Raw genomic sequence first — 25,965 nt, forward strand, 5'->3', positions numbered from 1 at the left:
CCGTCCGGTCATCCTGCGCAGGGAGCGGGCGCGGCGCAAGCCGGCGGACCGGCCGAGGGATGGACACCGGACGGCAGACGGGGGAGCGGAGTCACAGCCGCTGCACCACCGGGCCCGAGGCTCCGCCGCGGAAGGGAACGAGGGCCATCGGCTCCGGCCGGTCGGGCCGGTCGGCAGGGAACACCAGGCCGCGGCGCAGCACCACCCGCACCCGGTCGCCGGCGCGGAAGGGCATCCGGTCGTCCGCCGGGACGGCGACCTCCAGCAGGGTTCCGGCATAGTCGACCTCGGCCCGCACCAGCGGCCCGACCTCGTAGACGCGGCGGACGGTCCCGGTGGCCTGGTCGTCGCCGGCAGGCTGCAGCTCGATGTCGTGCGGGCGGACATAGACCACCGCCGGGCCGGCCTGGCCCGACACGCCGCCGAGCGGCTGGCCCTGGGAGGCGAGGCGGACCTGGCCGCCCTCGACCCGGCATTCGATGCGGTTGGCATCGCCCAGGAAGTCATAGACGAAGGCGGTGGCCGGCTGGCGATAGACCTCCGTCGGCGTGCCGACCTGCTCGATCCGGCCCTGGCTCATCACCACGACGCGGTCGGCGAGCTCCAGCGCCTCCTCCTGGTCGTGGGTGACGAAGACGCTGGTGATGCCCATGGCGTCATGCAGGTGGCGCAACCAGCGGCGCAGCTCCTTGCGGACCTTGGCGTCGAGCGCGCCGAACGGCTCGTCGAGCAGCAGGACGCGCGGTTCGATCGCCAGCGCGCGGGCGAGCGCCACCCGCTGGCGCTGGCCGCCGGAGAGCTGGGAAGGATAGCGGGTGGCGAGCTTGTCGAGCTGGACCAGCCGCAGCAGTTCGTTCACGCGGTCGGCGATGACCGACTTCGCCGGGCGCTGGCTGCGCGGACGCACCTGCAGCCCGAAGGCGACGTTGTCGAACACCGTCATGTGGCGGAACAGCGCGTAGTGCTGGAAGACGAAGCCGACCTGGCGGTCGCGCGGATGGCGCTGCAGCGCGTCCTCCCCGCCGAACAGCACGGTGCCGCCGTCGGGGGTCTCCAGTCCGGCGATGATGCGCAGGAGCGTGGTCTTTCCCGAACCGCTCGGACCCAGCAGGGCCACCAGTTCGCCGCTGCCGATGCGCAGGTCGACGGAGTTCAGCGCGGTATAGGCGCCGAAGCGCTTGGTGATGGCCTGGATGTCGATGTTCATGGCAGATCTCCCCTTTCGCCTAGTGACGGCGGCTGGCGGCGAGTTCGCCGGCATAGCGCCATTCCAACAGGCTCTTGACCACCAGCGTGACCAGGGCCAGCAGGGCCAGCAGTGAAGCGACCGCGAAGGCGGCCACCATGTTGTATTCGTTATAGAGGATCTCGACGTGCAGCGGCATGGTGTTGGTCTCGCCCCGGATGTGGCCGGAGACGACCGACACGGCGCCGAACTCGCCCATCGCGCGGGCGTTGCACAGCAGGACGCCGTACAGCAGGCCCCAGCGGATCTTCGGCAGGGTGACGCGGCGGAAGGTCTGCCAGCCCGAGGCGCCCAGCATGATCGCCGCCTCCTCCTCCTCCGCCCCCTGCTCCTGCATCAGCGGGATCAGCTCGCGGGCCACGAAGGGGAAGGTGACGAAGATGGTGGCCAGGACGATGCCGGGCAGGGCGAAGACGATCTGGATGTCGTGGTCGCGCAGCCAGGGCCCCAGCCAGCCGTTCAGGCCGAACAGCAGGACGTAGATCAGGCCGGCGATCACCGGCGACACCGAGAAGGGCAGGTCGATCAGCGTCGTCAGCAGGCTCTTGCCGCGGAACTCGAAGCGCGCGATGCACCAGGCGGCCGCGACGCCGAACACTAGGTTGAGCGGCACGGCGATGGCGGCGGCCATCAGGGTCAGGCGGATGGCGGCGAGCGCGTCCGGCTCGACCAGCGAATCCAGCCAGGCCTGGACGCCGCCGGCGAAGGCCTGGGCGAACACGACGGCCAGCGGCAGCACCAGGAAGATGGCGAGAAAGGCGAGCGCCGTCCCGATCAGGACCCCGCGCACCAGCCGGGGCTCGCTGCGGACCGGCCGCGCCGGGGCGGCGGCGGGGCCGAAGAAGGCGTCAAGAGCCATGGCGCGACCTCACCCACTGTTGCAACAGGTTGATGACCAGCAGGAGGGCGAAGGAGACGCCCAGCATCATCGTCGCCACTGCCGCGGCCCCGCCGTAGTCGTACTGTTCCAGGCGGATGACGATCAGCAGCGGCACGATCTCCGACACCATCGGCAGGTTGCCGGCGATGAAGATGACCGAGCCGTACTCGCCGAGCGCACGGGCGAAGGCCATGGCGAAGCCGGTGAGCAGCGCCGGCAGGATGGCCGGCAGGATGACCCGGACGAAGGTCGCGAGCCGGCCGGCGCCCAGCATGCCCGCCGCCTCCTCCTGCTCCGCCTCGAAGTCCTGCAGCACGGGTTCGACCATGCGCACGACGAAGGGCAGCCCGATGAAGATCAGGGCGATGGTGATGCCGATCGGGGTGAAGGCGACCTTGATGCCCAGCGAGGCGAGCATCCCGCCGACCCAGCCGTTGGGGGCATAGAGCCCGGTCAGTGCGATGCCGGCGACCGCCGTCGGCAGGGCGAAGGGCAGGTCGACGATGGCGTCCACCAGCTTCTTGCCGGGAAAGTCGTAGCGCACCAGCACCCAGGCCACCACCAGCCCGAAGACGGCGTTGACGAGGGCCGCCACCAGCGCGGTGGCGAGGCTGATCTGGAAGGCCGCCAGCACGCGCGGCTGCAGAACCGATTTCCAGAAGCCGTCCCAGCCGAGCCCCGCCGCCGAAGCCACCAGGGCTGCCAGCGGCACCAGCACGATCAGCGACAGGTAGGTCAGGGTGATCCCCAGCGTGAGGCCGAAGCCCGGCAGCACGCTGGGCTGCCGGAGCCCGCCGGCAGTGGCGGCGGCCATGGCTCAGCGCCCCGGCGTGTAGATCTGGTCGAAGATGCCGCCGTCGGCGAAGAACTTCGCCTGGGCCGAACGCCATCCGCCGAACTTGCCGTCGATGGTGAACATCTCCAGTTTGGGGAAGCGGTCGGCGTAACGGTCGGCGACCTCCGCCAGGCGCGGGCGGTAGTAGTGGCGGGCCGCCAGATCCTGCGCCTCGGGCGTGTAGAGGGTGCGCAGGTAGGCTTCCGCGGCCTTGCGGGTGCCTTTGCGGTCGACCACCTGGTCGACGATGGCGACCGGCGGCTCGGCGAGGATGCTGACCGACGGCACGACGATGTCGAACTTGTCGGGACCGAGCTCCTTCACCGCCAGGAACGCCTCATTCTCCCAAGCCAGCAGCACGTCGCCGAGGCCACGCTGCACGAAGGTGATGGTGGCGCCGCGGGCGCCGGTATCGAGCACCGGGACGTTCTTGAGGAGCTGCGAGGTGAACTCCTTGGCCTTCGCCTCGTCGCCGCCATTCTTGTCCAGCGCGTAGCCGTAGGCGGCCAGGAAGTTCCAGCGGGCGCCGCCGGAGGTCTTCGGGTTCGGCGTGATGACCTGGGTGCCCGGCTTCACCAGGTCGTCCCAGTCCTTGATCGCCTTGGGGTTGCCCTTGCGCACCAGGAACACGATGGTCGAGGTGTAGGGCGAGCTGTTGTCGGGGAATTCCTTCTGCCAGTCCTTGTCGAGCCGGCCGGCGTCGGCGATGGCGTCGATGTCGTAGGCCAGCGCCAGGGTGACCACGTCGGCGTCGTTGCCGTCGATCACCGAGCGCGCCTGGGTGCCGGAGCCGCCGTGCGACTGGCGGATCGCCACCGTCTGGCCGCTCTCGGTCTTCCACTTGGCGGCGAACAGCTTGTTGTAGTCGGCGTAGAGTTCGCGGGTCGGATCGTAGGAAACGTTCAGCAAATTGCTGTCCGCCGCCGATGCGGTCCGGCTGGCCGTAGCGCCGCAGGCCAGCGCAGCGCCGAGCAGGAGGGCCGCAAGGGATCGGGTGCGTGCGTGCATGTCCAACTCCATCGGGTGGGCCGGACCAGGGGGGCGCCTCCCCGGTCCGGCAAGCTATGCACGAATACTCGATCAAGTAGGTCGAGAATAAAAGCGGGAATTCCCGCTTAACCAAAAAATTGTGCGACTTTATATGTATTTCACCGATGCTGTTTGTTCTATGCCCCGGCCAGCCGGATAACCGGAGCGCCGAAATCGTCCTCGTCCATAAGAGGAGAGGTGGTGCCGGCGAGTGCGCTTGCCAACGTTGTGCTTTCGAGTGCCCGGACTGTGGCCTCATGGATATCGGCGAATGCACGGCGGATGAGGCAGGCCGTCTCGTCCTGGCAATCGTCGCAGCGCTGGTAGGCGACGCGGCTGAGACAGGGCAGGGGGGCCAGCGGCCCGTCGATCACCCGCAGGATCTGGGCGAAGGTGATCTCCTCCGCCGGGCGGATCAACACATAGCCGCCGTTCTTTCCCCGCCGGCTCGCCACCAGCCCATGGTGCTTGAGGTCCAGCAGGATCTGTTCGAGGAACCGCTTGGGCAGCCGGTGGCGCTCTGCGATGTCGGCGATCTGCAGCGACTCCCCTTCGTCCGCGGCGGCAAGGGCGAGCATCGCCCTGAGGGCGTATTTGGCTTTCTGTGACAGCATGCTCCCAGTGTAGCCGATCGACGGCGGCGGAGTCAGCCGGCGGGTGGGGGAATCCGGAAGGATCATCCGCACCGCCGGCCGGGCGTTCGGACGGGGGGCAGGCAGCCGGATGGAACATTTGAAACGCCGTGAACCATTCCGCGCCGCATGTTCCATGTTCCACAACGACGACGACGGCCGAATGCGGCGTTGGCAGGCGGTGTGAGCGGGAGGCTTCAGGGGGGAGGCAAGGCGCGGCATGTGGAAAGCTCCGGGCCGGTGGTCAGCCAGGAGTCCTACCCCATGACCGGGCGGCCTGGAATGGCCGGATGAAAAATCCGCCGGGAGAGATGGCGGCCCGGCTTGGCGGGCGGCTGGGCGGCGGCCGAGGACAGCATCATCCCGGGCGCCATCAGCCCCGTATCCTTGCTAAGATCGTCCCGATCCCCCCAACGGGATCGCCAGTGGCGATGATGGTGTCGGAAAAATGCAGCTTTCGGATCTTGGCCAGCGCATCTGTATCCTGGGACCCTCCAACAGCGGGAAATCCACGCTTGCGGAAGCGATTGCGCGGAAATGCGGTTTCCCGGTCGTCCACCTCGACCGGCTTTACCACGCTCCTGGGACGGACTGGGAACCGCGCCCGGCAGACGAGTTCGTTGCCCTGCACGACGCGGCGATCGCCGGCGAACGCTGGATCATGGACGGCAACTATTCACGGTGCATGCCGCAGCGTTTCCGGCGTGCGACCGGCCTGATCTTCCTGGATGTGTCCATGCCGCTCAGCTTGCTGCGGTACTTTCGCCGGACACTGTTCGAGCCGGAGAGGCGGGGTGCGCTGGAGGGACGGCGGGACAGTATCAAGTGGACGATGATCCACCACATCGCCGTGACCACCCCCAGGAACAGGGAACGAAACCTGGCGACCTTCCATCAGGCCGACCTGCCGAAAATCCGCCTCGGTTCCGCGCGGGACATCAACGCCTGCTACCGGCGGTGGGGGCTTCAGAGGTGACGGACCCCATCGGGGCCGGCGGATTGAGCCGGGCCGATCCCTGCCGCCGCGCCCGGTCCGCCCTCCCGGTGCCGCGGTGTCATCCCGGCCAAGCGGCCGCCTTCCGGCACAGGAAGGGCTTCAGGGAGCCGATGACCTCGTCCGGGGCGTCTTCCGGCTGAAGATGCCCGCCGCTCGTCGATGCTCCGCTCACCCGGTCGGCCCATCGGGACCAGATTGCGACCGGGGTCCCGCCTGCCGGTTCGGCGTCGGCCACCGGCCACTCCTTCGCGGGCCACAGCACATGCACGGGGCATTGGAGCCTTCGGCCCGATGCCGCGTCTTCGCGGTCCTGGACGAGGTCGTCGTCGAGGGCGGCCCGGTAGTCCTCGCACATCGCATGGCGGACCGCCGGATCGCGGAAGGCCGTACGATAGGCGTCGAGGGCGTCCGGTTCGATGCTCTCCAATCCGCCCGCCATCCTTGCCAGCGCGGCGTCGATGAACGCATCCGGGTCCGCCGCCAGCAAGCGCTCGGGCAGATCCGCCTCCTGTGACAGGAAGAACCAGTGGAACGCCTTCGCGGCATAGCGGTGGTCGACCGACGCCATCGCGTCGAGGGTGGGGATCACGGCGAGGGAGGCGTAGGCGGTCACGCGGTCGGGCTGGTCCAGCGCCAGCCTGTATCCCACACGTGCGCCGCGATCATGGCCGACGACGGCGAAGCGGTCATGCCCCATCCGGTCCATCAACGCCGCGAGCGCCGTGCCGACGCGCCGCTTCGTCCAGCGCGGCGTCATCGCCGCCGGTCTGCTGGCGCCGTAGCCGGGCAGGTCGGGAATGACGAGCGTGAAGTCCCGGGCAAGCCCGGGAGCGATCCTGCGCCAAGCGATGTGCGTCTGCGGGTAGCCATGCAGGAGAAGAACGGCCGGTCCGGCGCCGCCGGTCACGCCGGCAAACCTGACGCCGCCGGCCTCCATGCCGATCGGCCGGAAACCGGGATAGAAATCGGCCGCGACGGCGGCGTCGGAGGTTTCATCCATGGTGATGGGCCTTCCTGTGCGGTTCGCTCATGTGGGATGCGGTTGGGCGGGCGTGGGGCAGGCGGGCGTGGGGCAGGCGGGAGTGGGTCAGGCGGGATTTCGGCGTGGCTTGGCAGGGGCGCCGGCCTGCGTCAGGACGACGCCCGCGATGCAGATCGAGGCACCCAGCACCAGCGGCAACGTCACCCCCTCGCCGAGGAAGACGATGCCGGCGAGGATCGCGAAAACGGTCTGGAGCAGCGCGAACGGTGCCACCCGTGCCAGCGTGGCCCGCTCGATGAGCCAGAACCAGAGGCCGAAGGCCAGGATGGCGCCGAACAGCACCGCATAGGCGAGCGAGAGCCACGCGAGCGGGCCGGCCGCGTCGAGCGCCGCCATCTGCCCCCGCTCCAGCATCCAGGACGCCAGGCCGACCTGCGGAACGGTGAAGAGCGACAGCCAGCCGATCAGGCGCAGCGGCCGCAGGGGGCCGAGGCGCTTGATGAGGACGTTGCCGAACGCCTGGGCCGCCGCCCCTCCCGCCACCAGCACCGCCGCCGTCGGGGGCATCGGTTCGCCGGGATCCGCCACCGCCAGGGCGACGCCGGCGATGGCCACGGCGAGGCCGAGGGCGACGCGGGCCGACGGGCGCTCCCCCAGCACCGGCCATGCCATCAGGACCGTGAACGGAGTGGTGAGCTGCACGATGACCGCCGAGAGCCCGACCGCGCCAAGATGAAGGCCGGTGAAGAAGAGCCCGAAGCACAGGCCGCCGAAGAAGATGGAGATGACCGCCGATGCGGCGATCTCGCGCCGCGACGGCCGCGACGGCCGCGGGGCGAAGGGCAGCATCAGCAGCGCCACGAAGGCGAAGCGCAGCGTGACGAAGAACAGGGGCGGGAACGCGTCCACCCCATATTTGCTGGTGACGAACTGCACGCCCCACAGCAGGGCGACCAGCAGCGCGGCGAGCGTTTCGAGGGGGGACACGGCAGCCTTCCAGTCAACCGCGGGCGAACGCGGCCAGCTCGCGATTGAAGCGTTCGGGGCGTTCGTAGAAGGGAGCGTGCGCCGCGCCCTCGAAGATCGAGAGCCTTGCCGCCGGATTGAGGTCGAGCACGCGCTGCGACATCTCCAGGCGGGTATGGCGCTCCTGGTCGCCCCAGGTCACCAGCAGTTTCGGAATGGCGGCCCACACCTCGTCAAGGCCTTCGCTGTCGAGCTTGGGAACGGCGAGCTGCACCTCGCGCGGCACCATGCCGTTGAACACCAGCATCCGGCGGAAGTCGGCGTCGTCGGGCGGGGTTGCGAAACAGGCGGCGAGGAAGGTGGCGTAGGCCGCGCTCCGCACCCCGAGATCCGCCGAGCCCAGCAGGTCGACATGCGCGAGCGCCGCCTGTCCGAGGAGGTCCGGCGCCAGTTTCGTGACGGCGCCGACGAGGTTGACGCCGCCGACGCGATCCTGGCCGTATTTCCTGAGATAGAAGCCGGCGATCAGGCCGCCGAGCGACCAGCCGACCAGGATCGGGCGGGCGAAGCCCGACGCCTCGATGACGGCATGAAGGTCGTCCGCCCACAGGGCGGGATCCGCATAGGCGGCGACGTCCGCGGGCTTGGAGGAGTCGCCGTGCCCCCTCAGGTCGTAGCTGACGATCCGGCAGGTCTCCGCGAGCGTGCCCGCCGTCTGCCGCATCCAGCTCAGCCGGCTCTGGCCGAGCCCATGGATGAGGATGATCCCAGGGCCTTCCGCCGCGCCGTGGCGCGACGCGGCCAGGGTCAGTCCGTCGGCGGTCCTGACGGTGAAATGGGTGGCTGCTGCGGGAAGCGACATGTCCGTTCCTTGTGTGTAGCGATCGCTAAACGATATGCTCTTGCCTTTCCGTGTCAACGAGTTTTTAGTGATCGCTATGGACAAGGCGCGACGAACACGGCGAAGCGGCCCCCGGACCTTCGACCGGGACGAGGCGGTGGCGACCGCGATGCGCCTGTTCTGGCGGCACGGCTATGAGGGCGTGTCGATCAGCGATCTCACCACGGCGATCGGCATCGCGCCGCCGAGCCTCTATGCGGCCTTCGGCAGCAAGGCCGAACTGTACCGCGAGGCGCTGGACCGCTATGGCGAACTCCCGCGCGCTCTCAACACCCTCGTTCCGCTGGAGACGCCGAGCGCCACCGCGGCTGCCCTGCTGCGCCGCGCCATCGAGTTCGCGACCGATCCGCAGGGTGAGGGAGGCTGCATGATCTCCCTCGGCATGGTGCAATGCGGCCCCGACCACGCAATCATCGCCCGCGATCTGGCGGCGCGGCGGCAAGCCATGGTCGAGGCGGCGGCGGACGTCTTCTCCCGGTGGCTCGATGCCGCGTCCAGCCGCGCGCTTGCCCGCTATCTTCTGACCGTGATGCAGGGAATCGCGATACAGACCCGCGACGGCGTCGGCAGGCAGGAACTGCTGGCCATGGCCGATACCATCGTCGACGACATCCGCCGCCGTTACGACGCCGCCGCCGGGCGCATGGCGGAACCCGAGACTGCGTGACCCGGCGGCGCTCCTGCCATACCCTCCTGCCGCGGCGATCATAGGGGTGCTTGCCGGCGGACGGCGTGTCCATGCCACCATGCGCGACGCATCGCGATCGGCCTCGGCCTACTCCGCCCGGCCGGTCGGCGGAAGACGCCGGGCCCGGCGCGCGTGGCCGTTGAGCGGCAGGGGGAACCACCCGACGCTGCCGTTCCGGCTAGGCCGTCCCCGGATCTTCTCGCGATGTTCCTATCCTTGGCGCGGGATTCATGCAAAATTGTGGGCTTGCTTAATGGCCGTCGCCGGAAAGGACGGAGGTCCATGGATCAACGTTCCAGACCCTTTACGCCGCTCGCCTCCCTCACGAAGGCGCTGGCGCGGATATCGCGCGCCCGGACCAGGGACGAGGTCGTCGAGACCATCCGGACGAGCGCGCGGTCCCTGATCGGGTGCCAGGGCATCTCCATCATCCTGAAGGAAGGCAGCCTCTGCCACTATGTGGAGGAGGACGCGATCGGCCCGCTCTGGAAGGGGCAGAAGTTTCCGGCCTCGACCTGCATCAGCGGCTGGTCGATGATCAACCGGAAGACCGCAGTCGTTCCCGACATCGCGCAGGACGAGCGCATCCCGCAGGAGCTTTACGGCGGCACCTTCGTGCGCTCGCTCGCGATGGCGCCGGTGCGCGTCGACGCCCCCGTCGCGGCGATCGGGGCCTATTGGTCGCAGCCCTACGCTCCCGACCTGTGGGAGGTGGAGACGCTGGAGGCGCTTGCGGAGGCCGCGGCAGCCGCGCTGGAGAATGCCGACCTCATCGCCGAGCTGAAGGTCCGGCAGGCGCATTCCCGGCCGCCGGAGGATGGGGCTGCCGCCGAGGACTTCGCCGAAACCATCGAAAAGCTGGCCGGCATCGCGGCGGTGCCGACCATCCTCGACGTCGTGCTGCGGATGACGGGCATGGGGTTCGCGGCCGTCGCCCGCGTGACGCACTCACGCTGGGTGGCCTGCCAGGTCCTCGATCCGTTGGGCTTCGGTCTGAAGCCGGGTGACGAACTGCCGATCGAGAGCACGCTGTGCAACGAGATCAGGAGCCATCGCCAGACCGTCGTCTTCGACGACGCCGCCGAGGACGCGCAGTATTGCGACCACCACACCCCTCGGATCTACGGGTTGAGGAGCTATATCTCCGAACCGATCATCCTGGCGGGTGGCCAGTTCTGGGGCACGCTCTGCGCCATCGATCCGAACCCGGCAAAGGTCAACAACCCGGAAGTGCTGGGCGCCTTCAAGCTGTTCGCCGAACTCATCGCCCATCACCTGGACGCCGAGGCTAGCCTCCGGTCGACGAACGCCTTGCTGGAACGGGAGCGCGAGCTCGCCGAACTGCGTGAACAGTTCATCGCGGTGCTGGGACACGACCTCCGCAACCCGATCGCCGCGCTGGACGCCGGGACGGACCGCCTGCTGAAGGAGGGTTGGACGAAACGAAGCCCGCTGGTGCTGAAGCTGATGAAGTCCAGCATCTCGCGGATGACCGGCCTTGTCGAAAACGTCATGGATCTGGCGCGGGCTCGGATGGGCGGCGGGATCACGCTTGCCGTGACGGCGGATGACCTCGGGGCGACGCTTCAGCATGTGGTCGACGAAATGCGGATGGCGCATCCGGGACGGGAGATCTCGGCGGCCTTCGACCTGCCGGCGACCGTGGCGGCCGACCATCTCCGTCTCGCCCAGATGGCGTCCAACCTGCTGTCGAACGCCATCATCCATGGTTCCGACAGGATGCCGGTCCGGATCGCCGGAGTCCTCGCCGCAGGCGGGCTGACAATCCGCGTCGTCAACGGCGGCCGGCCCATCCCGCCCGAGCAGATCGACAAGCTCTTCCAGCCGTTCAAGCGGGGCGGGGGCATTGCCGGCAGCAAGGGGCTGGGCCTCGGGCTCTACATCGCGTCGCAGATCGCCCAGGCCCATGACGGCAGGATCGAGGTACACTCCGACGCCGACGAGACGTGCTTCACCTTCAGCATGCCGATCAGCATGCCGCTGAACGGCTGACGCCGGGTCCGGCCCTTCCCGTGCGGCGTGCCGCTCATGCGTCTGCCGCTGCCCGCCCGGTCCGTGCGCTCACCTCGTCGAGCAGGGCGGCCACGTCGTCCAGCAGGTCGGACGGGTCCTCCAGCCCGACGCTGATCCGCAGGACCAGGTCGGCGCCGCCCCACGGGCGGGCCGTGCGGTGGCGCTTGATCGGCATCGGCGCCATCAGGCTGCGCGTGCCTCCCCAGGAGGCGCCGATGGCGAAGGTCCGCAGCACGTCGAGGGCCGGCAGGACATGCGGTGCCGCGGCGTCCGTGAACACCACGCCGAAGACGCCGCTGGCGCCGGCGAAATCCCGCTTCCACAGGTCATGCCCCGGCGAGTGGGCGAGGGGCGGGTAAAGGACCTGCCGTACCATCGGGTGGGCGGACAGGCGCCAGGCCAGCGCCGCCGCCCCTTCGGCGGCGTGGCGCATGCGCACGCCGAGCGTCTCCAGGCCGCGCAGAACCAGCGACGCATCGTCCGGCGACACGCCGATCCCGTAGCGGCCGAGGCAGCCGCGGATCGGCGGGATCAGCGCTTCGTCCCGGACGGTGAGCGACCCCATCAGCAGGTCGGAGTGGCCACCGACATACTTGGTCAGCGCCTCGGTCACCAGGTCGGCGCCATGGTCCAGCGGCTTGAAGTTCAGCGGCGTGGCCCAACTGTTGTCGCAGCCGACCAGCGCGCCGTGGCGGCGGGCCACCGCCGCAATCGCCGGCAGGTCCTGCACCTCCATGGTGGTCGAGCCGGGGGATTCGCACCACACCAGCCTGGTGCGCCCATCGATCCGCCGTTCCAGGTCGGCGACATCCGTCGGATCGTAATAGCCGGCCTCGATGCCGAGCCTCGCCAGATCCCGGTCGGCAAAGTCGCGTACAGGCGGATAGGCGCTGTCGGCGATCAGGACCCGGTCGCCGGCGGACAGGAAGGGCAGCATGGCGAAGCTGTTGGCGGCCTGCCCGGACGGCAGCAGGACGGTCCAGGCTCCATGTTCGAGTGCCGTCAGCTTGGCTTCCAGCGTCCGGGTGGTTGGGGTGCCGTAGAGGCCGTAGCTGTAGCCCGCGTGCCCGCGCTCACCCCGTGACTGGTATTCCCTGGACGTGGCGAACCGGATCGTGGAGCCGCGGTGGACGGGAACGGCCAAGCTGTCGAACCCCTCGGCGGGAACCGGCGGGTTCACCACGCATCTGGTCAGGTCCTTCATAGGGGGATCCTTTGGTTGGCTCCCGCAGGGAGCATCCTTTGGCTCGCTCCTGCAGGGAGCATTCTTTGACCAGCTCCCGCAGGGAGCATCGTCACAACCGGCCCCCGCGATTTGATGCCGCTGACCCTATTTCGTCCAATATCGATTTTCGGCTAGTTTATTCTCCCAGGTTATAATGTGGGGCGACATGAATCTGCGTCAGGTGGAGGTGTTTCACGCGGTCATGACCAACGGCACCGCCTCGCGTGCGGCGGAAGTGCTGCGCATCTCGCAGCCTGCCGTCAGCAAGGCGGTCCAGGAGCTGGAGCGCGAGATCGGTTTCGCGCTGTTCCACCGGGCCAAGGGCCGGATGGTCGCGACGGCGGAGGGCCGGCTGTTCTTCCAGGAGGTGTCGGCGTCCTTTGCCGGCCTGACCCGCCTGCGTGCCGCCGCCGCCCGCATCCGAGATTTCGGCTCGGGGGAGATCCGGGTGGCCTGCCTGTCGGCGCTCAGCACCACCATCCTGCCGAAGGCGTTGCGTGCCTTCCAGCGCGGGCACCCGGACGTGTCGATCACCGTCCAGACGCGCCTTTCGTCGGAGGTGAAGGACCTGGTGGCGTCGAGCCAGTTCGACATCGGGCTGGCAGCGGACGAGATCGACGTGACGGGCGTGGACGCCACGGCGTTCATGCGCCAGCGGCTCGTCATCGCCGTTCCCGCCGATCATCCGCTGGCGGAGCGCGAGAGCCTGTGCCCGACCGACCTCGACGGCCTTCCCTTCGTCGCGCTGGCGCCGGAGGACACCGCGCGCCGCCGCCTGGACGTCGTGCTGGCCGAGCAGGGGGTGAAGCCGAAGATCGTCCTGGAAACGCCCTATTCGACCACGGTCTGCGCCATGGTGCAGGCGGGGATCGGCTGTGGCCTGGTCAATCCGCTGACCGCGGAGCCCTATCTGGGGCGCGGCGTGGTCACCCGTGGCTTCGAGCCCGCGATCCGGTCCCACACGCTGCTTCTGCTGCCGCCGGACCGCCGGCCGTCACGCATCGTGGCCGACTTCATCCGGGACCTGATGGAGCATGCGGCGGCCTGAAGGCCTCCCTCATGCCGTCACGGACAGGCGCTGTCCCCGCGCCGGCCCGGCGGCGGCCGAGTTCACCAGTTCCCCCCTGGTCGGCGCGTCGGCGCGTCCGCCGTAACGGTCGACCGCCACGCCCGCACCCAGGGTTCTGGCGAGGTCGCGCACATAGAGGTCGTTCAGCTCATCCTTCGACAGTCCGGTCGCAAGCCCCTGCCGGATCAGCCGCTCCTTATCCCAACCCTGGCCACCTGGGCTTCGAATCTCCGTGGTCCCGTCACGCCATTGGATGGCGGCGATCCGGCCGTCCTTGCGTATGACGCTGTGAGCCTGGACGGCGAGGAACTCCGCCGTCGCGGCAGAGTCGGGGGCGGCATTCATCCGCTTCGTGGCGACCGCCACCTTTTCGAGCATGTCGGGATTGGGAGGTGCGGGAATGCCTTTGACCGGCGTCAGCGCCGACAGCAACGGCAATGCTCCGCCAAATCCCTTGATGCCGACCATGACGCCCTCCACCACCGGGTTGGTTGCCTTGCCTCCTTTGCAACCCGTGTGCCGTGCTGGATGGGGATAAGGCGCCTTTCCGCCGGCGGTATCCGGCCGAAAATTCCGCGGTGCCCGCAGGGCCGGCATCTTCTGCCGGGGCCGGCCGGAAACTTCTTCCCGCCTGCGGCGGCTCGCCGTCGATGGCGAGTCCAGGCATCCGGTCTCCTGGAACCGACGCCAGGTCGGGGGATGCCGCGCCACCGCAAGAGGTGGCGTATAAGGCTGCCTTTGCGGTTCCCATGCGGATGCCGTTGCACGCATCATTCCCGCCGGAGTGTTAGCCATGGACGGATGCCAGGACCCGCAGCTACGGCCGGCGCAGGCCGACGACCTCGACGAGGTCGCTACGGTCTGGTTCGAAAGCGCAAGCCGGATGGAGGGCGCGTCGGCGATGCTGCCGTCGCGTGAGGAGCTTCGCGTCCGGATCGACCGGGAACTCGCCGCCGGATGGCTCCTGTATGTCGCGCTGTCCGGCGGCAGGATCGTGGGGATGCTTGCCCTCAAGCCCGCGGACGCCAAGCTCGACCAACTGTTCGTCCACCCGGCCGATCAGGGCCGCGGCGTCGGGCGGGTCTTGCTGGGCTTGGCAAAAAGCGCGTTGCCCGGCGGGTTTTCGCTCCGGACCCCTCAGGCGAACCGGCGCGGGCGGCGGTTCTACGAGCGTCATGGCCTGGACTGCATCGGCGAGGGTGTGCATCCCGGCATGGGGACGCCGGTCTGCTTCTATGGCTGGCGCGGCCTGCCTGCCGGGGATCACGGCAATCGCATATGGCAATAATCGCCCTCTCCCGCCCCGGGAGAGGGAGGGGACCCACGAAGTGGGGTGGGTGAGGGGTGGTTCAAGACCCCGGAACCGCAGGGTTTCTTGCATCACCCCTCACCCTTCCCATGCTCCGCATGGGCCCCTTCCCTCTCCCGGGGCGGGAGAGGGGCCATATGCGATTGCCCTGGCCGGGGATGGATGATCGTTGCGTTTCTAAACAATCTCGTATCCAATCATCTCTCGATTGATCGTATGTCGACTGAGCCCGCCTCACGCTCCCCCGAGGTGGGTTCTCTTTTTTCCGGCTTCCGTTTTGCCCGGCTTCCGTCCGTCCCGTGGAGCTATCCGTGGCCGACCGCTTGGCATCATTCCGGCTCCGGCCCGGTATAGACGGCACGGGGGCGGATCAATTGCCCGGTTTCCCGCTGTTCCAGGGCGTGGGCGATCCAGCCGGCCGTGCGGCCGAGCGCGAACAGCGTGAAGGCCGCTCCCTCCGGCAGCCCGAGATGCCGCCGCAGGGCCACGAGGGCGAGGTCGATGGTTGGCGCGCGTCCGGTCAGGTCCTCGGCCGCGTGCAGCAGCTCGGCCATCTCCGGACGGTGCGGCAGGATCCGTGACAGCAGCGCCCGGGCGCGGATGTCGCCGTCGGGATAGAGCGGGTGGCCCAGCCCCGGAACCGCCTCGCCCGCCGCCAGTCGCCGTTCCAGTTGCGTGGCGACGGTACCGCCCGCCGACAGCGCGTTCCAGAAATGCTCGATCCGCGTGGTGGTCGCGCCATGCCGGCTGCCGGACAGGGCGCAGAGGCCGCCGATCACCGCCGCCCGCAGGCTGGCTCCGGTGGAGGCGACGCAGCGGGCGGTGAAGCCGGAGGCGTTCAGTTCGTGATCCGCGCACAACACCAGCGCCATACGGACGAGCTCCGCCCCGCCCTGGTCCAGCCCCCACGCTTCCGCCAATTGCGCATGAAGCGGCGCGGCGCTCGGCCGGCCGCGCCGGGCGGCGGCGAACAGCAGCCGCACCAGGTTGCCGCATCCGCCCAGGAACCGCCGGTCGGCCCGTCGCCACGAGGCCGTCGCCTCGTCGGCGGTTGCGGCCGCCAGCAGGGTGGGCAGCGCCTCCGCCGGCGGCGTGGCGGCGCAATGGGGCAATAGGGCGTCATAGCCGGGAAGGACGGGCGGTGGTTCCGGCGGGAAGGCGGCTTCCACCGCACAGTTCCACAACAGTGCCGCCGTTTCCTCCAGCGTCGCCGTTTCGGCAAGGCGTGCCGCGTCCCGGCCGCGGTAATGGAGCCGTCCGCGATGGATCAGGGTGATCGCCGATTCCAGCACCGGCGTTCCCCAGTCCAGGGTGGATTTGGCGACCTCCTTCGGCCGGCGCCCGCGCCGGCGCTCCGCCCCCAGCCGCTCGACCTCCTCCACCAGATAGCGGCTCTGCCGCGGGTCCTCGGCGGGATGGGCCTGCAGCAGCCCGCGGCTGACATAGGCATAGAGGGTCTGGCGCGACACACCCAACCGGTTCGCCGCGCCCTCCGCCGACAGGTATGCGGCCAAAGCCCGGACCTCATGTTGATTGGAATAATCAAGATTGACGATATACCGCCGCCCGCGGTGAAGTGAAGCCGCCACGCTGCCAAAGCTCGGCGGCTCGGCAGGCAACAAATCCAGTGCGGCCGGTCCAGTACGGCCAATCCGATGGAGCGTCCGATGGCGCCGATGACCGAGGAACCCGGTTCCCCGCAACGCATGGCCCTTGCCGCATTCTGGCAGGCTGCCGGTGGCGACGAGCGGCTTCCCGCCAATGTCGATTTCCGCGGGGACGGGCAGCTTCCCTCCGTCTTCGCGGTCAGCGACCTTGCCGCGGCATCGATCGCCGCGGCCGGTCTGGCGGTCGCCGAATTCCGTAGCGCCGTTTTCGGCGGCAGCCCGGCGGTCACGGTCGACCGCCGCCTGGCGTCACTGTGGTTCGGCACGTCGCTGAAGCCGCTGGGCTGGGCATTGCCGCCGGCCTGGGATCCGGTTGCCGGCGACTATCAGGCCAAGGATGGCTGGATCCGGCTTCACACCAATGCCCTGCATCACCGTGACGCGGCGCTCGCGGTCCTCGGCACCCGGCCCGAGCGCGATGCCGTGGCCATGGCCGTCGGGCATTGGAAGGCCGACGCGCTGGAGGCCGCCATCGTGGAGCGGGGCGGTTGCGCGGCGGCGATGCGTGCTTCCGCCTCCTGGCAGGCTCATCCGCAGGGGCGGGCGGTCGCCGGGGAGCCGCTGCTGTGGGTCGAGGAGCAGGCGGCGGGCGAGTGCCGTCCGCCGGCCTTGCCCGAGCGGCCGCTGGCCGGCGTCAAGGTCCTCGACCTGACCCGCGTCCTCGCCGGGCCGGCCGCCACGCGGTTCCTTGCCGGATTCGGCGCCGACGTGCTGCGCATCGATCCGCCCTGGTGGGACGAGCCCGCCGTGCTGCCGGACGTGACGGTCGGCAAGCGCCGTGCCCGTCTCGACCTGCGCGATGCGGTGGGGCGGGCGCGGTTCATGGAACTGCTGTCGCAGGCCGACCTGCTGGTGCATGGATACCGCGCCGACGCGCTGGCCCGGCTGGGGTTCGACGCCGCGGCCCGTCAGCGGATCCGTCCCGGCCTGGTCGACGTATCGCTCGACGCCTATGGCTGGACCGGTCCATGGGCGGGCCGCCGCGGCTTCGACAGCCTCGTCCAGATGAGCGGCGGCATCGCCGCCGAAGGGATGCGCCGCTATGGCACCGACCGACCCAAGCCCTTGCCGGTCCAGGCGCTCGACCACGCGACCGGTTACCTGCTGGCCACCGCGGCGGTCCGGGGCCTGACCCACAGGCTGGCCGGCGGGCGCGGCTCGCGCTGGCGCACGTCGCTGGCCCGTATCGGCGCGCTGCTGGCCGGCTTGCCGGCGCCGCCGGACGGCCCGGCCGTCGCGGGCGCCGACGACCGCGACTTCGCCGGGGCCGTAGAGGACACGGGATGGGGACCGGCCCTGCGCCTGAGACCGCCCCTGGTCGTCGCGGGCGCCCCGATGCACTGGGACCGTCCCGCCGGTCCGCTCGGCGCCGACGAGGCGCGGTGGTGAGGAGTGGCCGGCGGCGATGACGGGCGCCGGTAGCGGGCGCCAGCTTTGGGCAGGACTCAGGCCGAGCCGCCGCCCAGCACCGCCGCCGGGCGGCGCAGCACCGGGTCGAAGGGGTTCAGTTGGCGGCTGACCGATGCCGCCTCCCGCTTCAGGATGTCGACCACCACCGGCAGCCGTTCCTCGTTCAGCCGCTCGCTGATGGTGCCGACGCTGAGCGCCGCCACGGCATGGCCGTCGCGGTCGAGCACCGGCACCGCCACGCCCGACATGCCCGGCAGCAGGCCGGTCGAGCGGCTGGCGTAGCCGAGGTCGCGCACCCGCGCGATCTCGGTGCGCAGGTAGACCTCGTCGATGATGCCCACCCCCTGCATGCGCGGCAGGTTGAAGCGGATCACCTCCTCCCGCTCCTCCTGGTGGAGGAAGGCGAGAATGGCGAGGCTGCCCTGGCCGACGCCCAGCGTCACCCGGCCGCCGACGTCGCCGGTGAAGGAGCGGATCGGGAATGGCCCCTCGCTGCGGTCCAGGCACACCGCGTCGAATCCGCTGCGCACCAGCAGGAAGATGCTGTCGCGCAGCGTCGCTGACAGCCGCAGCAGGATCGGCCGGCAGATGTCGCGCAGGTTGGCGGGGTTGCCGGCCTGGGCGGCGAGCGCGAACAGGTCGATCCCGAGCCGGTAGCGCTTGGTCGTCCTGTCCGGCTCCACCATGCCTTCCTCCACCAGGGTCTTCAGCAGCCGGTGGACGGTCGGCGGCGTCAGCTCCAGCGCGCGGGCGATGTCGGTCAGCCGGGCGCCGCCGTCGTTGGTCGAGGCGAGCAGGCGCAGGATGGCGAGGCCGCGCTGCAAACTGGATTTCGCACCCGCATCATCGCCAGCCATATCCCGTCTCCATCTGAAATCAATGCGGCAAATCGGCGCCATCTATTCCGTATATCGGAAGCTTTTGCAAAATCTTTTCTGTCAGCGGAAAACCGCGTTGACGGCCGACCCGTTGCGGCGGGAGCATCCTGGCCATACAGGTGAGGCCGTACCGGCAGGACCGGTCGTCGCAAGAGGGAGAATTCCCCCCGTGTCATTCCTCGAATTGAAGAACATCACCAAGCGCTACGGCCCGCTGACCGCGGTCGGCGACGTGTCGCTGTCGGTGGCCAAGGGAGAGTTCGTGTCGCTGCTGGGGCCGTCGGGCTGCGGCAAGACCACGACCCTGCAGATGATCGCCGGCTTCGTCGAGCCGTCGGCCGGCACCATCCGGCTGGACGGGCGCGACATCACGCGGGCCAAGGCCAACAGCCGCGGCCTGGGCATCGTCTTCCAGAGCTACGCCCTGTTCCCGCACATGACGGTGTTCGACAACGTCAGCTTCGGGCTGGAGATGCAGCGGGTGGCCAGGGCGGAACGCCGACCACGGGTGGAGGAGGCGCTGGCGCTGGTCCACCTGTCGCCCTACGCCAAGCGCTACCCGCGCGAGCTGTCGGGCGGGCAGCGGCAGCGCGTGGCGCTGGCCCGCGCGCTGGTGATCCGGCCGCCGGTGCTGCTGCTGGACGAGCCGCTGTCGAACCTGGACGCCAAGCTGCGCGAGGCGATGCAGTTCGAGCTGCGCGAGATCCAGCGCAAGGTCGGCACCACCACCGTCATGGTCACCCACGACCAGGCGGAAGCCTTCTCGATCAGCGACCGCGTCGTGGTGATGGAGGCGGGGCGGATCACCCAGATCGACCAGCCCTACCGCATCTACGAGCATCCGGAGACCGAGTTCATCTCGCGCTTCGTCGGCAAGACCAACCTGCTGCCGGGCCGCGTCGCCGCGGCGCGGGACGGCGGCGCCACGGTGTCGCTGGCCGGCATCGCGGTCGATGTGGCGGCCCCCGGCCTGTCGGCGGGCGAGACCGTGACGCTGTGCATCCGCCCGGAGAAGCTGCGCCTGACCGCGCCGGCGGATGGCCTGCTGGCGGGCCGCGTCGCCGACCGCTTCTTCCTGGGCAGCCAGTGGCTCTACCATGTCGATGGGCCGCTCGGCACCGTGATGGTGGTGACGCCCAACGACGGGACGCCGCCGGTGGAGGCCGGCGCGCCGGTCGGGCTCGACTGGACGGCCTCGGTGGTGCGCGTGCATCGCGGCGCCCTGGCGGAAGCGCCGGACCCGGCGCTGGAGATGGCGGTATGAGCGCCTCCGCCTCCCAGGCCCTGCCGGACGACGAGGCGCCGGAGCGCCGCGTCCGGTCCGCTCCGCTGATCCTGTCGGCGCCGGCCGCCCTGCTGTTCGCCGCCCTGGTGCTGACGCCGCTGCTGCTGACGGCGCTCCTGTCCTTCAACCAGTTCGACTACGCCACCGGCCGCACCGGCGGCTTCACGCTGGAGCATTACCTGTCGGTGCTGACCGACGGCTATTACCTGGAGATCTTCCTGCGCACCTTCCGGGTGTCGGCGCTGGCCACCGCCATCTGCGTGGTGGTCGGCGTGCCGGAGGCCTACATCCTCAGCCGCATGAGCAATCCCTGGCGCTCGGTGTTCCTGCTGGTGGTGCTGGCGCCGCTGCTGGTGTCCGTCGTGGTGCGCGCCTTCGGCTGGAGCATGCTGCTGGGGCCGGAAGGGCCGGTGAACGGGGCGATGATGGCGCTGGGCTTCGGGCGGACCCGGCTGCTCTACACCGAGGGCACGGTGATCGTGGCGCTGGTCCACGTCATGCTGCCCTTCATGGTCATCCCGGTCTGGACCTCGCTGCAGAAGCTGGATCCGGCGGTGGAGCAGGCGGCGCTGTCCTTCGGCGCCTCGCGCGCCACGGCGATCGTCCGGGTGGTGGCGCCGCAGATCCTGCCCGGCATCCTGTCGGGAAGCCTGATCGTCTTCGGCCTCAGCGCCAGCGCCTTCGCCATCCCCGGCCTGCTCGGCGGGCGGCGGCTGAAGATGGTCGCCACCGTGGTCTACGACCAGTATCTCAGCGACCTGAACTGGCCGATGGGTGCTGCGGTCGCCGTGCTGCTGCTGGCCGCCAACCTGATCATCATGCTGACCTACCACCGGCTGGTGGAAGGCCACTACCGACGCCGGCTGGGGTGACGACGCCATGACCCGCAACGGACCCATCGCCCTGATCTTCCACACCCTGGTCGTCATCTTCATGCTGGCGCCGCTGGTGATCGTCTGCCTCGTCGCCTTCACGCCGGAGAACACGCTGTCGCTGCCGACATCGGGATTCTCGCTGCGCTGGTTCGAGGCGGTGTTCCGCCATCCGGACTTCATGCAGTCCTTCTGGAACAGCCTGTGGCTGGCCCTGCTGTCGGCGACACTGGCGGTCGGGCTGGCGGTGCCGGCGGCGCTCGCCGTCACGCGCTGGGACTTTCCCGGCAAGGGCTTCCTCAACGCCCTGTTCCTGTCGCCGCTGATCATCCCGCACCTGGTGCTGGGCGTGGCGATGCTGCGGCTGTTCGCCGTGCTCGGCGCCACCGGCAGCTTCGCCTGGCTGGTGGCGGCGCACATGGTGATCGTCACGCCCTACGTGATGCGGCTGCTGATCGCCGCGATCTCCGGCTTCGACCGCAGCGTGGAGCAGGCGGCCTTCTCGCTGGGGGCCAGCGAGGCGACGGTGTTCCGCCGCGTCACCCTGCCGATGATCCTGCCCGGCGTCACCGGCGGCTGGTTGATCGCCTTCATCAACAGCTTCGACGAGCTGACCATGTCCATCTTCATCACCTCGCCGTCGACCGTGACGCTGCCGGTGCGGATGTACATGTACGCCACCGAATCCATCGACCCGATGATGGCCGCGGTGTCGGCACTGATCATCGGCATCACCGCGGTCGCGGTGCTGCTGCTCGACCGCGTCTACGGCCTGGACCGCATCCTGGTCGGCCAGCACTGAGTCCGCCGCCGGCCATCCCCTCTCCGGAGACCCACCATCATGGCTTTGCTGCAGCGTGTGGCCGAACAGGGCCGGCGCGTGGTCCATTTCACCCTCGACGGCCGCCCGGCCGAGGCGCTGGAGGGCGACACCGTCCTGACCGCCATGCTGACCAACGGCGAGCGGCTGCGTCGGTCGGAGTTCGCCGGCAGCCCGCGGGCCGGCTTCTGCCTGATGGGCGCCTGCCAGGACTGCTGGGTGCGCACCGAGGAGGGCGAGCGCCTGCGCGCCTGCGGCAGCTTCATCGCCGACGGCATGCGGCTGCTCAGTGAGGGCGAATGGGGCGGCGGATTGAGCGGGGAGGGGTCGTCGTGACGGCCGAACTCCCGACCGCCAAACTCCCGACCGCCGAACTCCCGCCGGTGATCGTCGGTGCCGGACCGGCCGGCATCCGCGCCGCCGAGCGCCTCGTCGCCGCCGGCCTGCGTCCGGTGGTGGTCGACGAGGCGGCGCGCTGGGGCGGGCAGATCTACCGCCAGCCGCCGGAAGCGGGCGGACCCGGCGGCGGCTTCACCCGGCCGAAGTCGGCGCTCTACGGCTTCGAGGCGGGGAAGGCCGATGCGGTGCACCGTGCCATGGCGGCGATCCGCGACCGCGTCGACTACCGTCCGCGCACGCTGGCCTGGAATTGCGAGGCAGGCGCGCTGGACCTGCTGTGCGACGGCGAAAGCCTGGTGCAGCCCTTCAGTCGGCTGATCCTGGCCACCGGCGCCACCGACCGGGTGCTGCCCTTCCCGGGCTGGACGCTGCCGGGGGTCTTCACGCTGGGCGGCTCGCAGGTGGCGCTGAAGTTCCAGGGCTGCGCCGTCGGCCGCCGGGTCGCCTTCCTCGGCACCGGGCCGCTGCTCTATCTGGTGGCCTACCAGTACCTGAAGGCCGGGGTCGAGGTGGCCGGCGTGTTCGACACCACCCCCTTCGCCGTCCAGGCCCGCGCCATGGCCGGCATGCTGCGCGATCCCTCGACCCTGGCCAAGGGGCTGCTCTTCGTCGGTTGGCTGCGCGCCCACGGGGTGCCGGTCCACAACGGCGTGCGGCCGCTGCGCGCGGAGGGAACCGAGCGGGTCGAGGCGCTGGCCTGGCGCTACGCCGACGGGCGGGAGCACCGCGTGTCCTGCGACGCCGTGGCCTTCGGGCTCGGCCTGCGCTCGGAAACGCAGCTCGCCGACCTCGCCGGTTGCCGCTTCCGCTTCGACGCCGCCGACCGCGCCTGGCTGCCGGAGCGCGACGGTGCCGGCCGCAGCAGCGTCGCCGGGGTCTATCTGGCGGGCGACGGCGGCGGCATCGCCGGGGCCGATGCCGCCGAGCTGGCCGGCGAGCGGGCGGCCTTCGCCCTGCTGGAGGATCTCGGCCGGCCGGTCGACGCCGCACGGGTGCGCGAGCTGGACCGCCGGCTCGGCGGCATCGCAACCTTCCGCCGTTCCTTGAACGCCGCATTCCCCTTCCCGGCCGACTGGGCCGCAACGGTCGCCGACGACACCATGATCTGCCGCTGCGAGGGCGTGACCGCCGGCGCGCTGCGCGGCGTCGCCCGCAGCGGCCAGGCCCGCGAGATCAACCGCGCCAAGGCGCTCACCCGCACCGGCATGGGGCGCTGCCAGGGCCGCATGTGCGGCGCCACCGCGGCCGAGCTGCTGGCGCAGGCGCTCGGCACCGGGCCGGACGGGGTGGGGCGCCTGCGCGCCCAGCCGCCGATCAAGCCGCTGCCGGTCGCGGCCACCCCCTCGCCCCTGGCAGGCGCGCGGTCCGGACGGGAGGTGGCGTGATGCGCGAGCGGATCGACTGCGACGTCGCCATCGTCGGCGGCGGCATCGTCGGCGGGTCGGCGGCGCTGTTCCTGCGCCAAGCCGGGCTGAGCGTCACCCTGCTGGAGCGCGACTGGTGCGGCGCCAAGGCCAGCGGAGTCAATTTCGGCGGCGTGCGCCGCCAGGGCCGGCCGCTGGAGCAGCTTGCGCTGTCGCAGCGGGCCCATGCCATCTGGGGCAGACTGCCCGAACTGATCGGCACCGATGCGGAGTATGTCCGTTCCGGGCACCTGAAGCTGGCGCGCAGCGAGGCCGACCTCGCCTCGCTGGTCGCCTACCGCGAGCGCAGCCGGGGGTTCGGCCTCGACCTCGAGATCATCGAGGGCGAGGCGTTCCGCCGCCGCTGGCCGGCGCTCGGCGAGCGGGCGGTCGGCGGGTCGCTCTGCCCGGAGGACGGCCACGCCAACCCGCGGCTGGTTTCCCCCGCCTTCGCCCGCGCCGCCGCCGCCCTCGGCGCGGTGGTGCGCGAGCAGACGGCGATCGAGCGGGTGGAGAAGGACGGCGGCCGCTTCGTCCTGCTGGCCAAGCGCGAGTTGGCGGCGGGAGAGCTTGAGGTGCGCGCGCGCGTCCTGCTGAACACCGCCGGCGCCTGGTCCAGGCGGGTGGCGGACGCCTTCGGCGAGGCGGTGCCGCTGGAATCGCTGCACCCGAACATGGCGGTGACGGAGCCGCTGCCGCGCTTCCTCGACGTCAACATCGGGGTCGAGGGCGGCGGCGTCTACGGCCGGCAGGTGCTGCGGGGCAACATGGTTGTCGGCGGCGGGCGCGGCTTCGCCCTCGACCCCGACCGGGCACGGCCGCAGCGCGACGCGGTGCTGACGCTGATGCGAGACGCCGCCGAGCTGTTCCCGCAACTGCGCCACGCCCACGTCATCCGCTGCTGGACCGGGGTGGAGGGCTACACGCCCGACCGCAACCCGGTGATCGGCCCGAGCCGGACAACGCCGGGCCTGTACCACGCCTTCGGCTTCTCCGGCGCCGGCTTCCAGATCGGCCCGGCGGTCGGCCAGACGCTGGCCGAGCTGGTCACCGCCGGCGAGACCGCCATGCCGCTGGAGGCCTTCCGCATCGACCGCTTTCCGCCCGCCCCGCCAGACAACCCCTGATCCCACCCCAGCCCCCCACAGGAGGATGACCATGCCCATGTCGCGTTCGCTGTCGCTCACCGGTCTCGCCGCCGCCACCTCGCTGGCCGCCCTGCTGGCCTTCCAGGGTCCCGCCGCCGCCCAGACCAAGACGGTCTATATCGGCATGAACGGCGGCTCGATGGAGAAGACCTACACCGAGCACGTCTTCCCCGCCTTCGAGAAGCAGACCGGGATCAAGGTGGTGGTCGTCCCCGGCACCTCGTCGGATATCCTGGCCAAGCTGCAGGCGCAGAAGGACAACCCGCAGATGCATGTCGTCTTCCTGGACGACGGCCTGATGTACCGCGCGATCGGCATGGGCCTGTGCCAGAAGATGGCGCCGGCGCCGGTGCTGGACGACGTCTATCCGTCGGCGCGCCTGAAGGGGGATCTGGCGGTCGGCGTCAACATGGGCATGACCGGGTTGGCCTATAACAAGAAGATGTTCGACGAGCAGGGCTGGACCGCCCCGACGAGCTGGATGGATCTCGCCGACGCCAAGTACAAGGGCAAGGTCGTGGTGCAGTCGGCCGCCAGCAGCTCCTTCGGCCTGCATGCCTTCCTGATGTACAACCGCATCAAGGGCGGCAGCGAGGCCAACGTCGAGCCGGGCTTCACCACCTGGCGCAAGAGCATCGGCCCGAACGTGCTGGAATACATCCCCAGCTCCGCCAAGATCGCCGAGATGGTGCAGACCGGCGAGGCCGCCGTCTTCCCGCTGACCCCGACCGCCGTCGGCGCCCTGAAGGAGAAGGGCATCCCGGTCGAGTACGCCCAGCCCAAGGAGGGTTCGGTCGTGCTGATGGTCGGCGAATGCGTCGTCGCCAACACGCCCGACGCCGAGGCGGCGCAGACGCTGGCCCACTATCTGCTGAGCCCCGAGGCGCAGCTCGCCGCCCTGCAGTACGGCGCGCAGATCCCGTCCAACACCAAGGTCAAGGCGCCGGCCGACGTGGCCGACCAGATGGACAAGTTCCAGGGCTACATGAAGAACGCCGTCACCGTCGACTGGGACGTCATCAACGAGAAGCGCCCGGACTGGAACCAGCGCTGGAACCGCGAGATCGAACGGTAACCGGACTTGCCGGAAGTCCTGCCCTCGTGCGGGACTTTCCGGCTCCCGGACGAGGGATCATGGGGGAGGGATCATGGGGCTTGACGCGCCGGTTTCCCCAGGGGTCGGGCGGTCGCTCCGTGGCCGTTGCAACGACCGCCCCCCGGGCCCCTGCCCGGGTTGCCTGCCGGCATGCCATGAGCGGACAGGCGGCCGGGCCGAGCAAGGGAGCGGTG

At 70.1% G+C, this 25,965-nt stretch carries 25 protein-coding genes; 13 read left to right on the top strand and 12 right to left on the bottom strand.

Annotated features, from left to right (window positions below; genetic code table 11):
• Nucleotides 1-91 precede the first annotated feature (91 nt).
• The 5 genes from J2850_RS19305 to J2850_RS19325 all read right to left on the bottom strand — a co-directional run bounded on the left by J2850_RS19305 (nucleotide 92) and on the right by J2850_RS19325 (nucleotide 4,844).
• Entirely contained in the window at nucleotides 92-1,207 is a 1,116-nt protein-coding gene (locus J2850_RS19305; RefSeq protein WP_209984842.1) for a sulfate/molybdate ABC transporter ATP-binding protein, read from the bottom strand.
• 19 nt (nucleotides 1,208-1,226) lie between these two features.
• Complete coding sequence (cysW, locus tag J2850_RS19310; protein WP_209984845.1) at nucleotides 1,227-2,105, bottom strand: sulfate ABC transporter permease subunit CysW; 879 nt, start codon at nucleotides 2,103-2,105, stop codon at nucleotides 1,227-1,229.
• Nucleotides 2,095-2,940: a sulfate ABC transporter permease subunit CysT gene (gene cysT / locus J2850_RS19315; RefSeq protein ID WP_209984848.1), complete on the bottom strand. Its 846-nt coding sequence runs from the start codon at nucleotides 2,938-2,940 to the stop codon at nucleotides 2,095-2,097. Before cysT ends, cysW begins: the two co-directional genes overlap by 11 nt.
• A gap of 3 nt (nucleotides 2,941-2,943) precedes the next feature.
• On the bottom strand, nucleotides 2,944-3,969 hold the full coding sequence (locus tag J2850_RS19320) for a sulfate ABC transporter substrate-binding protein (protein WP_209984851.1): 1,026 nt from the start codon (nucleotides 3,967-3,969) through the stop codon (nucleotides 2,944-2,946).
• Between the two features lie 158 nt (nucleotides 3,970-4,127).
• Complete coding sequence (locus J2850_RS19325) at nucleotides 4,128-4,844, bottom strand: RrF2 family transcriptional regulator (RefSeq protein ID WP_246513236.1); 717 nt, start codon at nucleotides 4,842-4,844, stop codon at nucleotides 4,128-4,130.
• 226 nt (nucleotides 4,845-5,070) lie between these two features.
• Between J2850_RS19325 and J2850_RS19330 the strand changes: the two genes are divergently transcribed.
• A complete protein-coding gene (locus J2850_RS19330; RefSeq protein WP_209984854.1) occupies nucleotides 5,071-5,598 on the top strand; it encodes a P-loop NTPase family protein in 528 nt (175 codons plus the stop codon).
• A 79-nt stretch (nucleotides 5,599-5,677) separates the two neighbouring features.
• Here the strand turns inward: J2850_RS19330 and J2850_RS19335 are convergent, their stop codons facing one another.
• The 3 genes from J2850_RS19335 to J2850_RS19345 all read right to left on the bottom strand — a co-directional run bounded on the left by J2850_RS19335 (nucleotide 5,678) and on the right by J2850_RS19345 (nucleotide 8,429).
• Nucleotides 5,678-6,619: an alpha/beta fold hydrolase gene (locus J2850_RS19335; protein ID WP_209984857.1), complete on the bottom strand. Its 942-nt coding sequence runs from the start codon at nucleotides 6,617-6,619 to the stop codon at nucleotides 5,678-5,680.
• A gap of 87 nt (nucleotides 6,620-6,706) precedes the next feature.
• Complete coding sequence (locus tag J2850_RS19340) at nucleotides 6,707-7,588, bottom strand: DMT family transporter (RefSeq protein ID WP_209984859.1); 882 nt, start codon at nucleotides 7,586-7,588, stop codon at nucleotides 6,707-6,709.
• 13 nt (nucleotides 7,589-7,601) lie between these two features.
• Nucleotides 7,602-8,429 carry an alpha/beta fold hydrolase gene (locus tag J2850_RS19345; protein WP_209984862.1) on the bottom strand — a complete coding sequence of 276 codons (828 nt, stop codon included), beginning with the start codon at nucleotides 8,427-8,429 and terminating at the stop codon, nucleotides 7,602-7,604.
• Nucleotides 8,430-8,565: 136 nt separating this feature from the next.
• On the opposite strand from J2850_RS19345, the gene J2850_RS19350 reads away from it, so the two are divergent.
• Both J2850_RS19350 and J2850_RS19355 read left to right on the top strand, forming a co-directional pair.
• The gene (locus tag J2850_RS19350; RefSeq protein ID WP_209984865.1) at nucleotides 8,566-9,135 is read left to right on the top strand and encodes a TetR/AcrR family transcriptional regulator; all 570 of its coding nucleotides are present in this window, start codon (nucleotides 8,566-8,568) and stop codon (nucleotides 9,133-9,135) included.
• Between the two features lie 303 nt (nucleotides 9,136-9,438).
• Nucleotides 9,439-11,169 (top strand): sensor histidine kinase, encoded by a 1,731-nt coding sequence (locus J2850_RS19355; protein ID WP_209984868.1) that lies wholly within the window; start codon nucleotides 9,439-9,441, stop codon nucleotides 11,167-11,169.
• A gap of 34 nt (nucleotides 11,170-11,203) precedes the next feature.
• On the opposite strand, the gene J2850_RS19360 is transcribed toward J2850_RS19355, so the two are convergent.
• Nucleotides 11,204-12,394, bottom strand: a complete 1,191-nt coding sequence (locus tag J2850_RS19360) for a trans-sulfuration enzyme family protein (protein WP_209984871.1) — start codon at nucleotides 12,392-12,394, stop codon at nucleotides 11,204-11,206.
• Between the two features lie 187 nt (nucleotides 12,395-12,581).
• Here J2850_RS19360 and J2850_RS19365 point away from each other — a divergent pair, with 187 nt between their 5' ends.
• Nucleotides 12,582-13,463, top strand: a complete 882-nt coding sequence (locus tag J2850_RS19365) for a LysR substrate-binding domain-containing protein (protein ID WP_209984874.1) — start codon at nucleotides 12,582-12,584, stop codon at nucleotides 13,461-13,463.
• 9 nt (nucleotides 13,464-13,472) lie between these two features.
• Here the strand turns inward: J2850_RS19365 and J2850_RS19370 are convergent, their stop codons facing one another.
• Nucleotides 13,473-13,952: a hypothetical protein gene (locus tag J2850_RS19370; RefSeq protein ID WP_209984877.1), complete on the bottom strand. Its 480-nt coding sequence runs from the start codon at nucleotides 13,950-13,952 to the stop codon at nucleotides 13,473-13,475.
• Nucleotides 13,953-14,277: 325 nt separating this feature from the next.
• On the opposite strand from J2850_RS19370, the gene J2850_RS19375 reads away from it, so the two are divergent.
• Nucleotides 14,278-14,772, top strand: coding sequence for a GNAT family N-acetyltransferase (locus J2850_RS19375; RefSeq protein ID WP_209984880.1), 495 nt, complete (start codon nucleotides 14,278-14,280; stop codon nucleotides 14,770-14,772).
• 350 nt (nucleotides 14,773-15,122) lie between these two features.
• On the opposite strand, the gene J2850_RS19380 is transcribed toward J2850_RS19375, so the two are convergent.
• Nucleotides 15,123-16,307: a citrate/2-methylcitrate synthase gene (locus tag J2850_RS19380; protein ID WP_209984883.1), complete on the bottom strand. Its 1,185-nt coding sequence runs from the start codon at nucleotides 16,305-16,307 to the stop codon at nucleotides 15,123-15,125.
• A 153-nt stretch (nucleotides 16,308-16,460) separates the two neighbouring features.
• On the opposite strand from J2850_RS19380, the gene J2850_RS19385 reads away from it, so the two are divergent.
• Nucleotides 16,461-17,849: a CoA transferase gene (locus J2850_RS19385; RefSeq protein ID WP_246513238.1), complete on the top strand. Its 1,389-nt coding sequence runs from the start codon at nucleotides 16,461-16,463 to the stop codon at nucleotides 17,847-17,849.
• 56 nt (nucleotides 17,850-17,905) lie between these two features.
• Here J2850_RS19385 and J2850_RS19390 read toward each other — a convergent pair whose 3' ends face one another.
• A complete protein-coding gene (locus J2850_RS19390; protein WP_209984889.1) occupies nucleotides 17,906-18,727 on the bottom strand; it encodes an IclR family transcriptional regulator in 822 nt (273 codons plus the stop codon).
• 190 nt (nucleotides 18,728-18,917) lie between these two features.
• Here J2850_RS19390 and J2850_RS19395 point away from each other — a divergent pair, with 190 nt between their 5' ends.
• From J2850_RS19395 to J2850_RS19425, 7 genes are read left to right on the top strand one after another with little or no spacing between them, the layout of a single operon-like run.
• Nucleotides 18,918-20,012, top strand: a complete 1,095-nt coding sequence (locus tag J2850_RS19395; RefSeq protein WP_209984892.1) for an ABC transporter ATP-binding protein — start codon at nucleotides 18,918-18,920, stop codon at nucleotides 20,010-20,012.
• Nucleotides 20,009-20,905 (top strand): ABC transporter permease, encoded by an 897-nt coding sequence (locus tag J2850_RS19400; RefSeq protein ID WP_209984897.1) that lies wholly within the window; start codon nucleotides 20,009-20,011, stop codon nucleotides 20,903-20,905. Before J2850_RS19395 ends, J2850_RS19400 begins: the two co-directional genes overlap by 4 nt.
• 7 nt (nucleotides 20,906-20,912) lie before the next feature.
• Nucleotides 20,913-21,707: an ABC transporter permease gene (locus tag J2850_RS19405; RefSeq protein WP_209984899.1), complete on the top strand. Its 795-nt coding sequence runs from the start codon at nucleotides 20,913-20,915 to the stop codon at nucleotides 21,705-21,707.
• 39 nt (nucleotides 21,708-21,746) lie between these two features.
• Nucleotides 21,747-22,061, top strand: a complete 315-nt coding sequence (locus tag J2850_RS19410; RefSeq protein WP_209984901.1) for a (2Fe-2S)-binding protein — start codon at nucleotides 21,747-21,749, stop codon at nucleotides 22,059-22,061.
• Nucleotides 22,058-23,509, top strand: a complete 1,452-nt coding sequence (locus tag J2850_RS19415) for an FAD/NAD(P)-dependent oxidoreductase (RefSeq protein WP_307354457.1) — start codon at nucleotides 22,058-22,060, stop codon at nucleotides 23,507-23,509. The genes J2850_RS19410 and J2850_RS19415 overlap by 4 nt, the downstream gene beginning before the upstream one ends.
• Nucleotides 23,509-24,654: an NAD(P)/FAD-dependent oxidoreductase gene (locus tag J2850_RS19420; RefSeq protein WP_211113970.1), complete on the top strand. Its 1,146-nt coding sequence runs from the start codon at nucleotides 23,509-23,511 to the stop codon at nucleotides 24,652-24,654. The genes J2850_RS19415 and J2850_RS19420 overlap by 1 nt, the downstream gene beginning before the upstream one ends.
• A 31-nt stretch (nucleotides 24,655-24,685) precedes the next feature.
• Nucleotides 24,686-25,750, top strand: a complete 1,065-nt coding sequence (locus tag J2850_RS19425; RefSeq protein ID WP_209984907.1) for an ABC transporter substrate-binding protein — start codon at nucleotides 24,686-24,688, stop codon at nucleotides 25,748-25,750.
• Nucleotides 25,751-25,965 lie beyond the last annotated feature (215 nt).

The organism is Azospirillum picis (assembly GCF_017876115.1).
GTDB classification, from domain to species: domain Bacteria; phylum Pseudomonadota; class Alphaproteobacteria; order Azospirillales; family Azospirillaceae; genus Azospirillum; species Azospirillum picis.

Excerpts from the sequence above, each read along its gene's own strand:
- J2850_RS19305 (WP_209984842.1), bottom strand. The coding sequence starts at position 1,207 with ATGAACATCGACATCCAGGCCATCACCAAGCGCTTCGGCGCCTATACC.
- cysW (WP_209984845.1), bottom strand. The coding sequence starts at position 2,105 with ATGGCTCTTGACGCCTTCTTCGGCCCCGCCGCCGCCCCGGCGCGGCCG.
- cysT (WP_209984848.1), bottom strand. The coding sequence starts at position 2,940 with ATGGCCGCCGCCACTGCCGGCGGGCTCCGGCAGCCCAGCGTGCTGCCG.
- J2850_RS19320 (WP_209984851.1), bottom strand. The coding sequence starts at position 3,969 with ATGCACGCACGCACCCGATCCCTTGCGGCCCTCCTGCTCGGCGCTGCG.
- J2850_RS19325 (WP_246513236.1), bottom strand. The coding sequence starts at position 4,844 with ATGCCGCGCCTTGCCTCCCCCCTGAAGCCTCCCGCTCACACCGCCTGC.
- J2850_RS19330 (WP_209984854.1), top strand. The coding sequence starts at position 5,071 with ATGCAGCTTTCGGATCTTGGCCAGCGCATCTGTATCCTGGGACCCTCC.
- J2850_RS19335 (WP_209984857.1), bottom strand. The coding sequence starts at position 6,619 with ATGGATGAAACCTCCGACGCCGCCGTCGCGGCCGATTTCTATCCCGGT.
- J2850_RS19345 (WP_209984862.1), bottom strand. The coding sequence starts at position 8,429 with ATGTCGCTTCCCGCAGCAGCCACCCATTTCACCGTCAGGACCGCCGAC.
- J2850_RS19355 (WP_209984868.1), top strand. The coding sequence starts at position 9,439 with ATGGATCAACGTTCCAGACCCTTTACGCCGCTCGCCTCCCTCACGAAG.
- J2850_RS19360 (WP_209984871.1), bottom strand. The coding sequence starts at position 12,394 with ATGAAGGACCTGACCAGATGCGTGGTGAACCCGCCGGTTCCCGCCGAG.
- J2850_RS19365 (WP_209984874.1), top strand. The coding sequence starts at position 12,582 with ATGAATCTGCGTCAGGTGGAGGTGTTTCACGCGGTCATGACCAACGGC.
- J2850_RS19370 (WP_209984877.1), bottom strand. The coding sequence starts at position 13,952 with ATGGTCGGCATCAAGGGATTTGGCGGAGCATTGCCGTTGCTGTCGGCG.
- J2850_RS19375 (WP_209984880.1), top strand. The coding sequence starts at position 14,278 with ATGGACGGATGCCAGGACCCGCAGCTACGGCCGGCGCAGGCCGACGAC.
- J2850_RS19385 (WP_246513238.1), top strand. The coding sequence starts at position 16,461 with ATGGCGCCGATGACCGAGGAACCCGGTTCCCCGCAACGCATGGCCCTT.
- J2850_RS19390 (WP_209984889.1), bottom strand. The coding sequence starts at position 18,727 with ATGGCTGGCGATGATGCGGGTGCGAAATCCAGTTTGCAGCGCGGCCTC.
- J2850_RS19400 (WP_209984897.1), top strand. The coding sequence starts at position 20,009 with ATGAGCGCCTCCGCCTCCCAGGCCCTGCCGGACGACGAGGCGCCGGAG.
- J2850_RS19405 (WP_209984899.1), top strand. The coding sequence starts at position 20,913 with ATGACCCGCAACGGACCCATCGCCCTGATCTTCCACACCCTGGTCGTC.
- J2850_RS19410 (WP_209984901.1), top strand. The coding sequence starts at position 21,747 with ATGGCTTTGCTGCAGCGTGTGGCCGAACAGGGCCGGCGCGTGGTCCAT.
- J2850_RS19420 (WP_211113970.1), top strand. The coding sequence starts at position 23,509 with ATGCGCGAGCGGATCGACTGCGACGTCGCCATCGTCGGCGGCGGCATC.
- J2850_RS19425 (WP_209984907.1), top strand. The coding sequence starts at position 24,686 with ATGCCCATGTCGCGTTCGCTGTCGCTCACCGGTCTCGCCGCCGCCACC.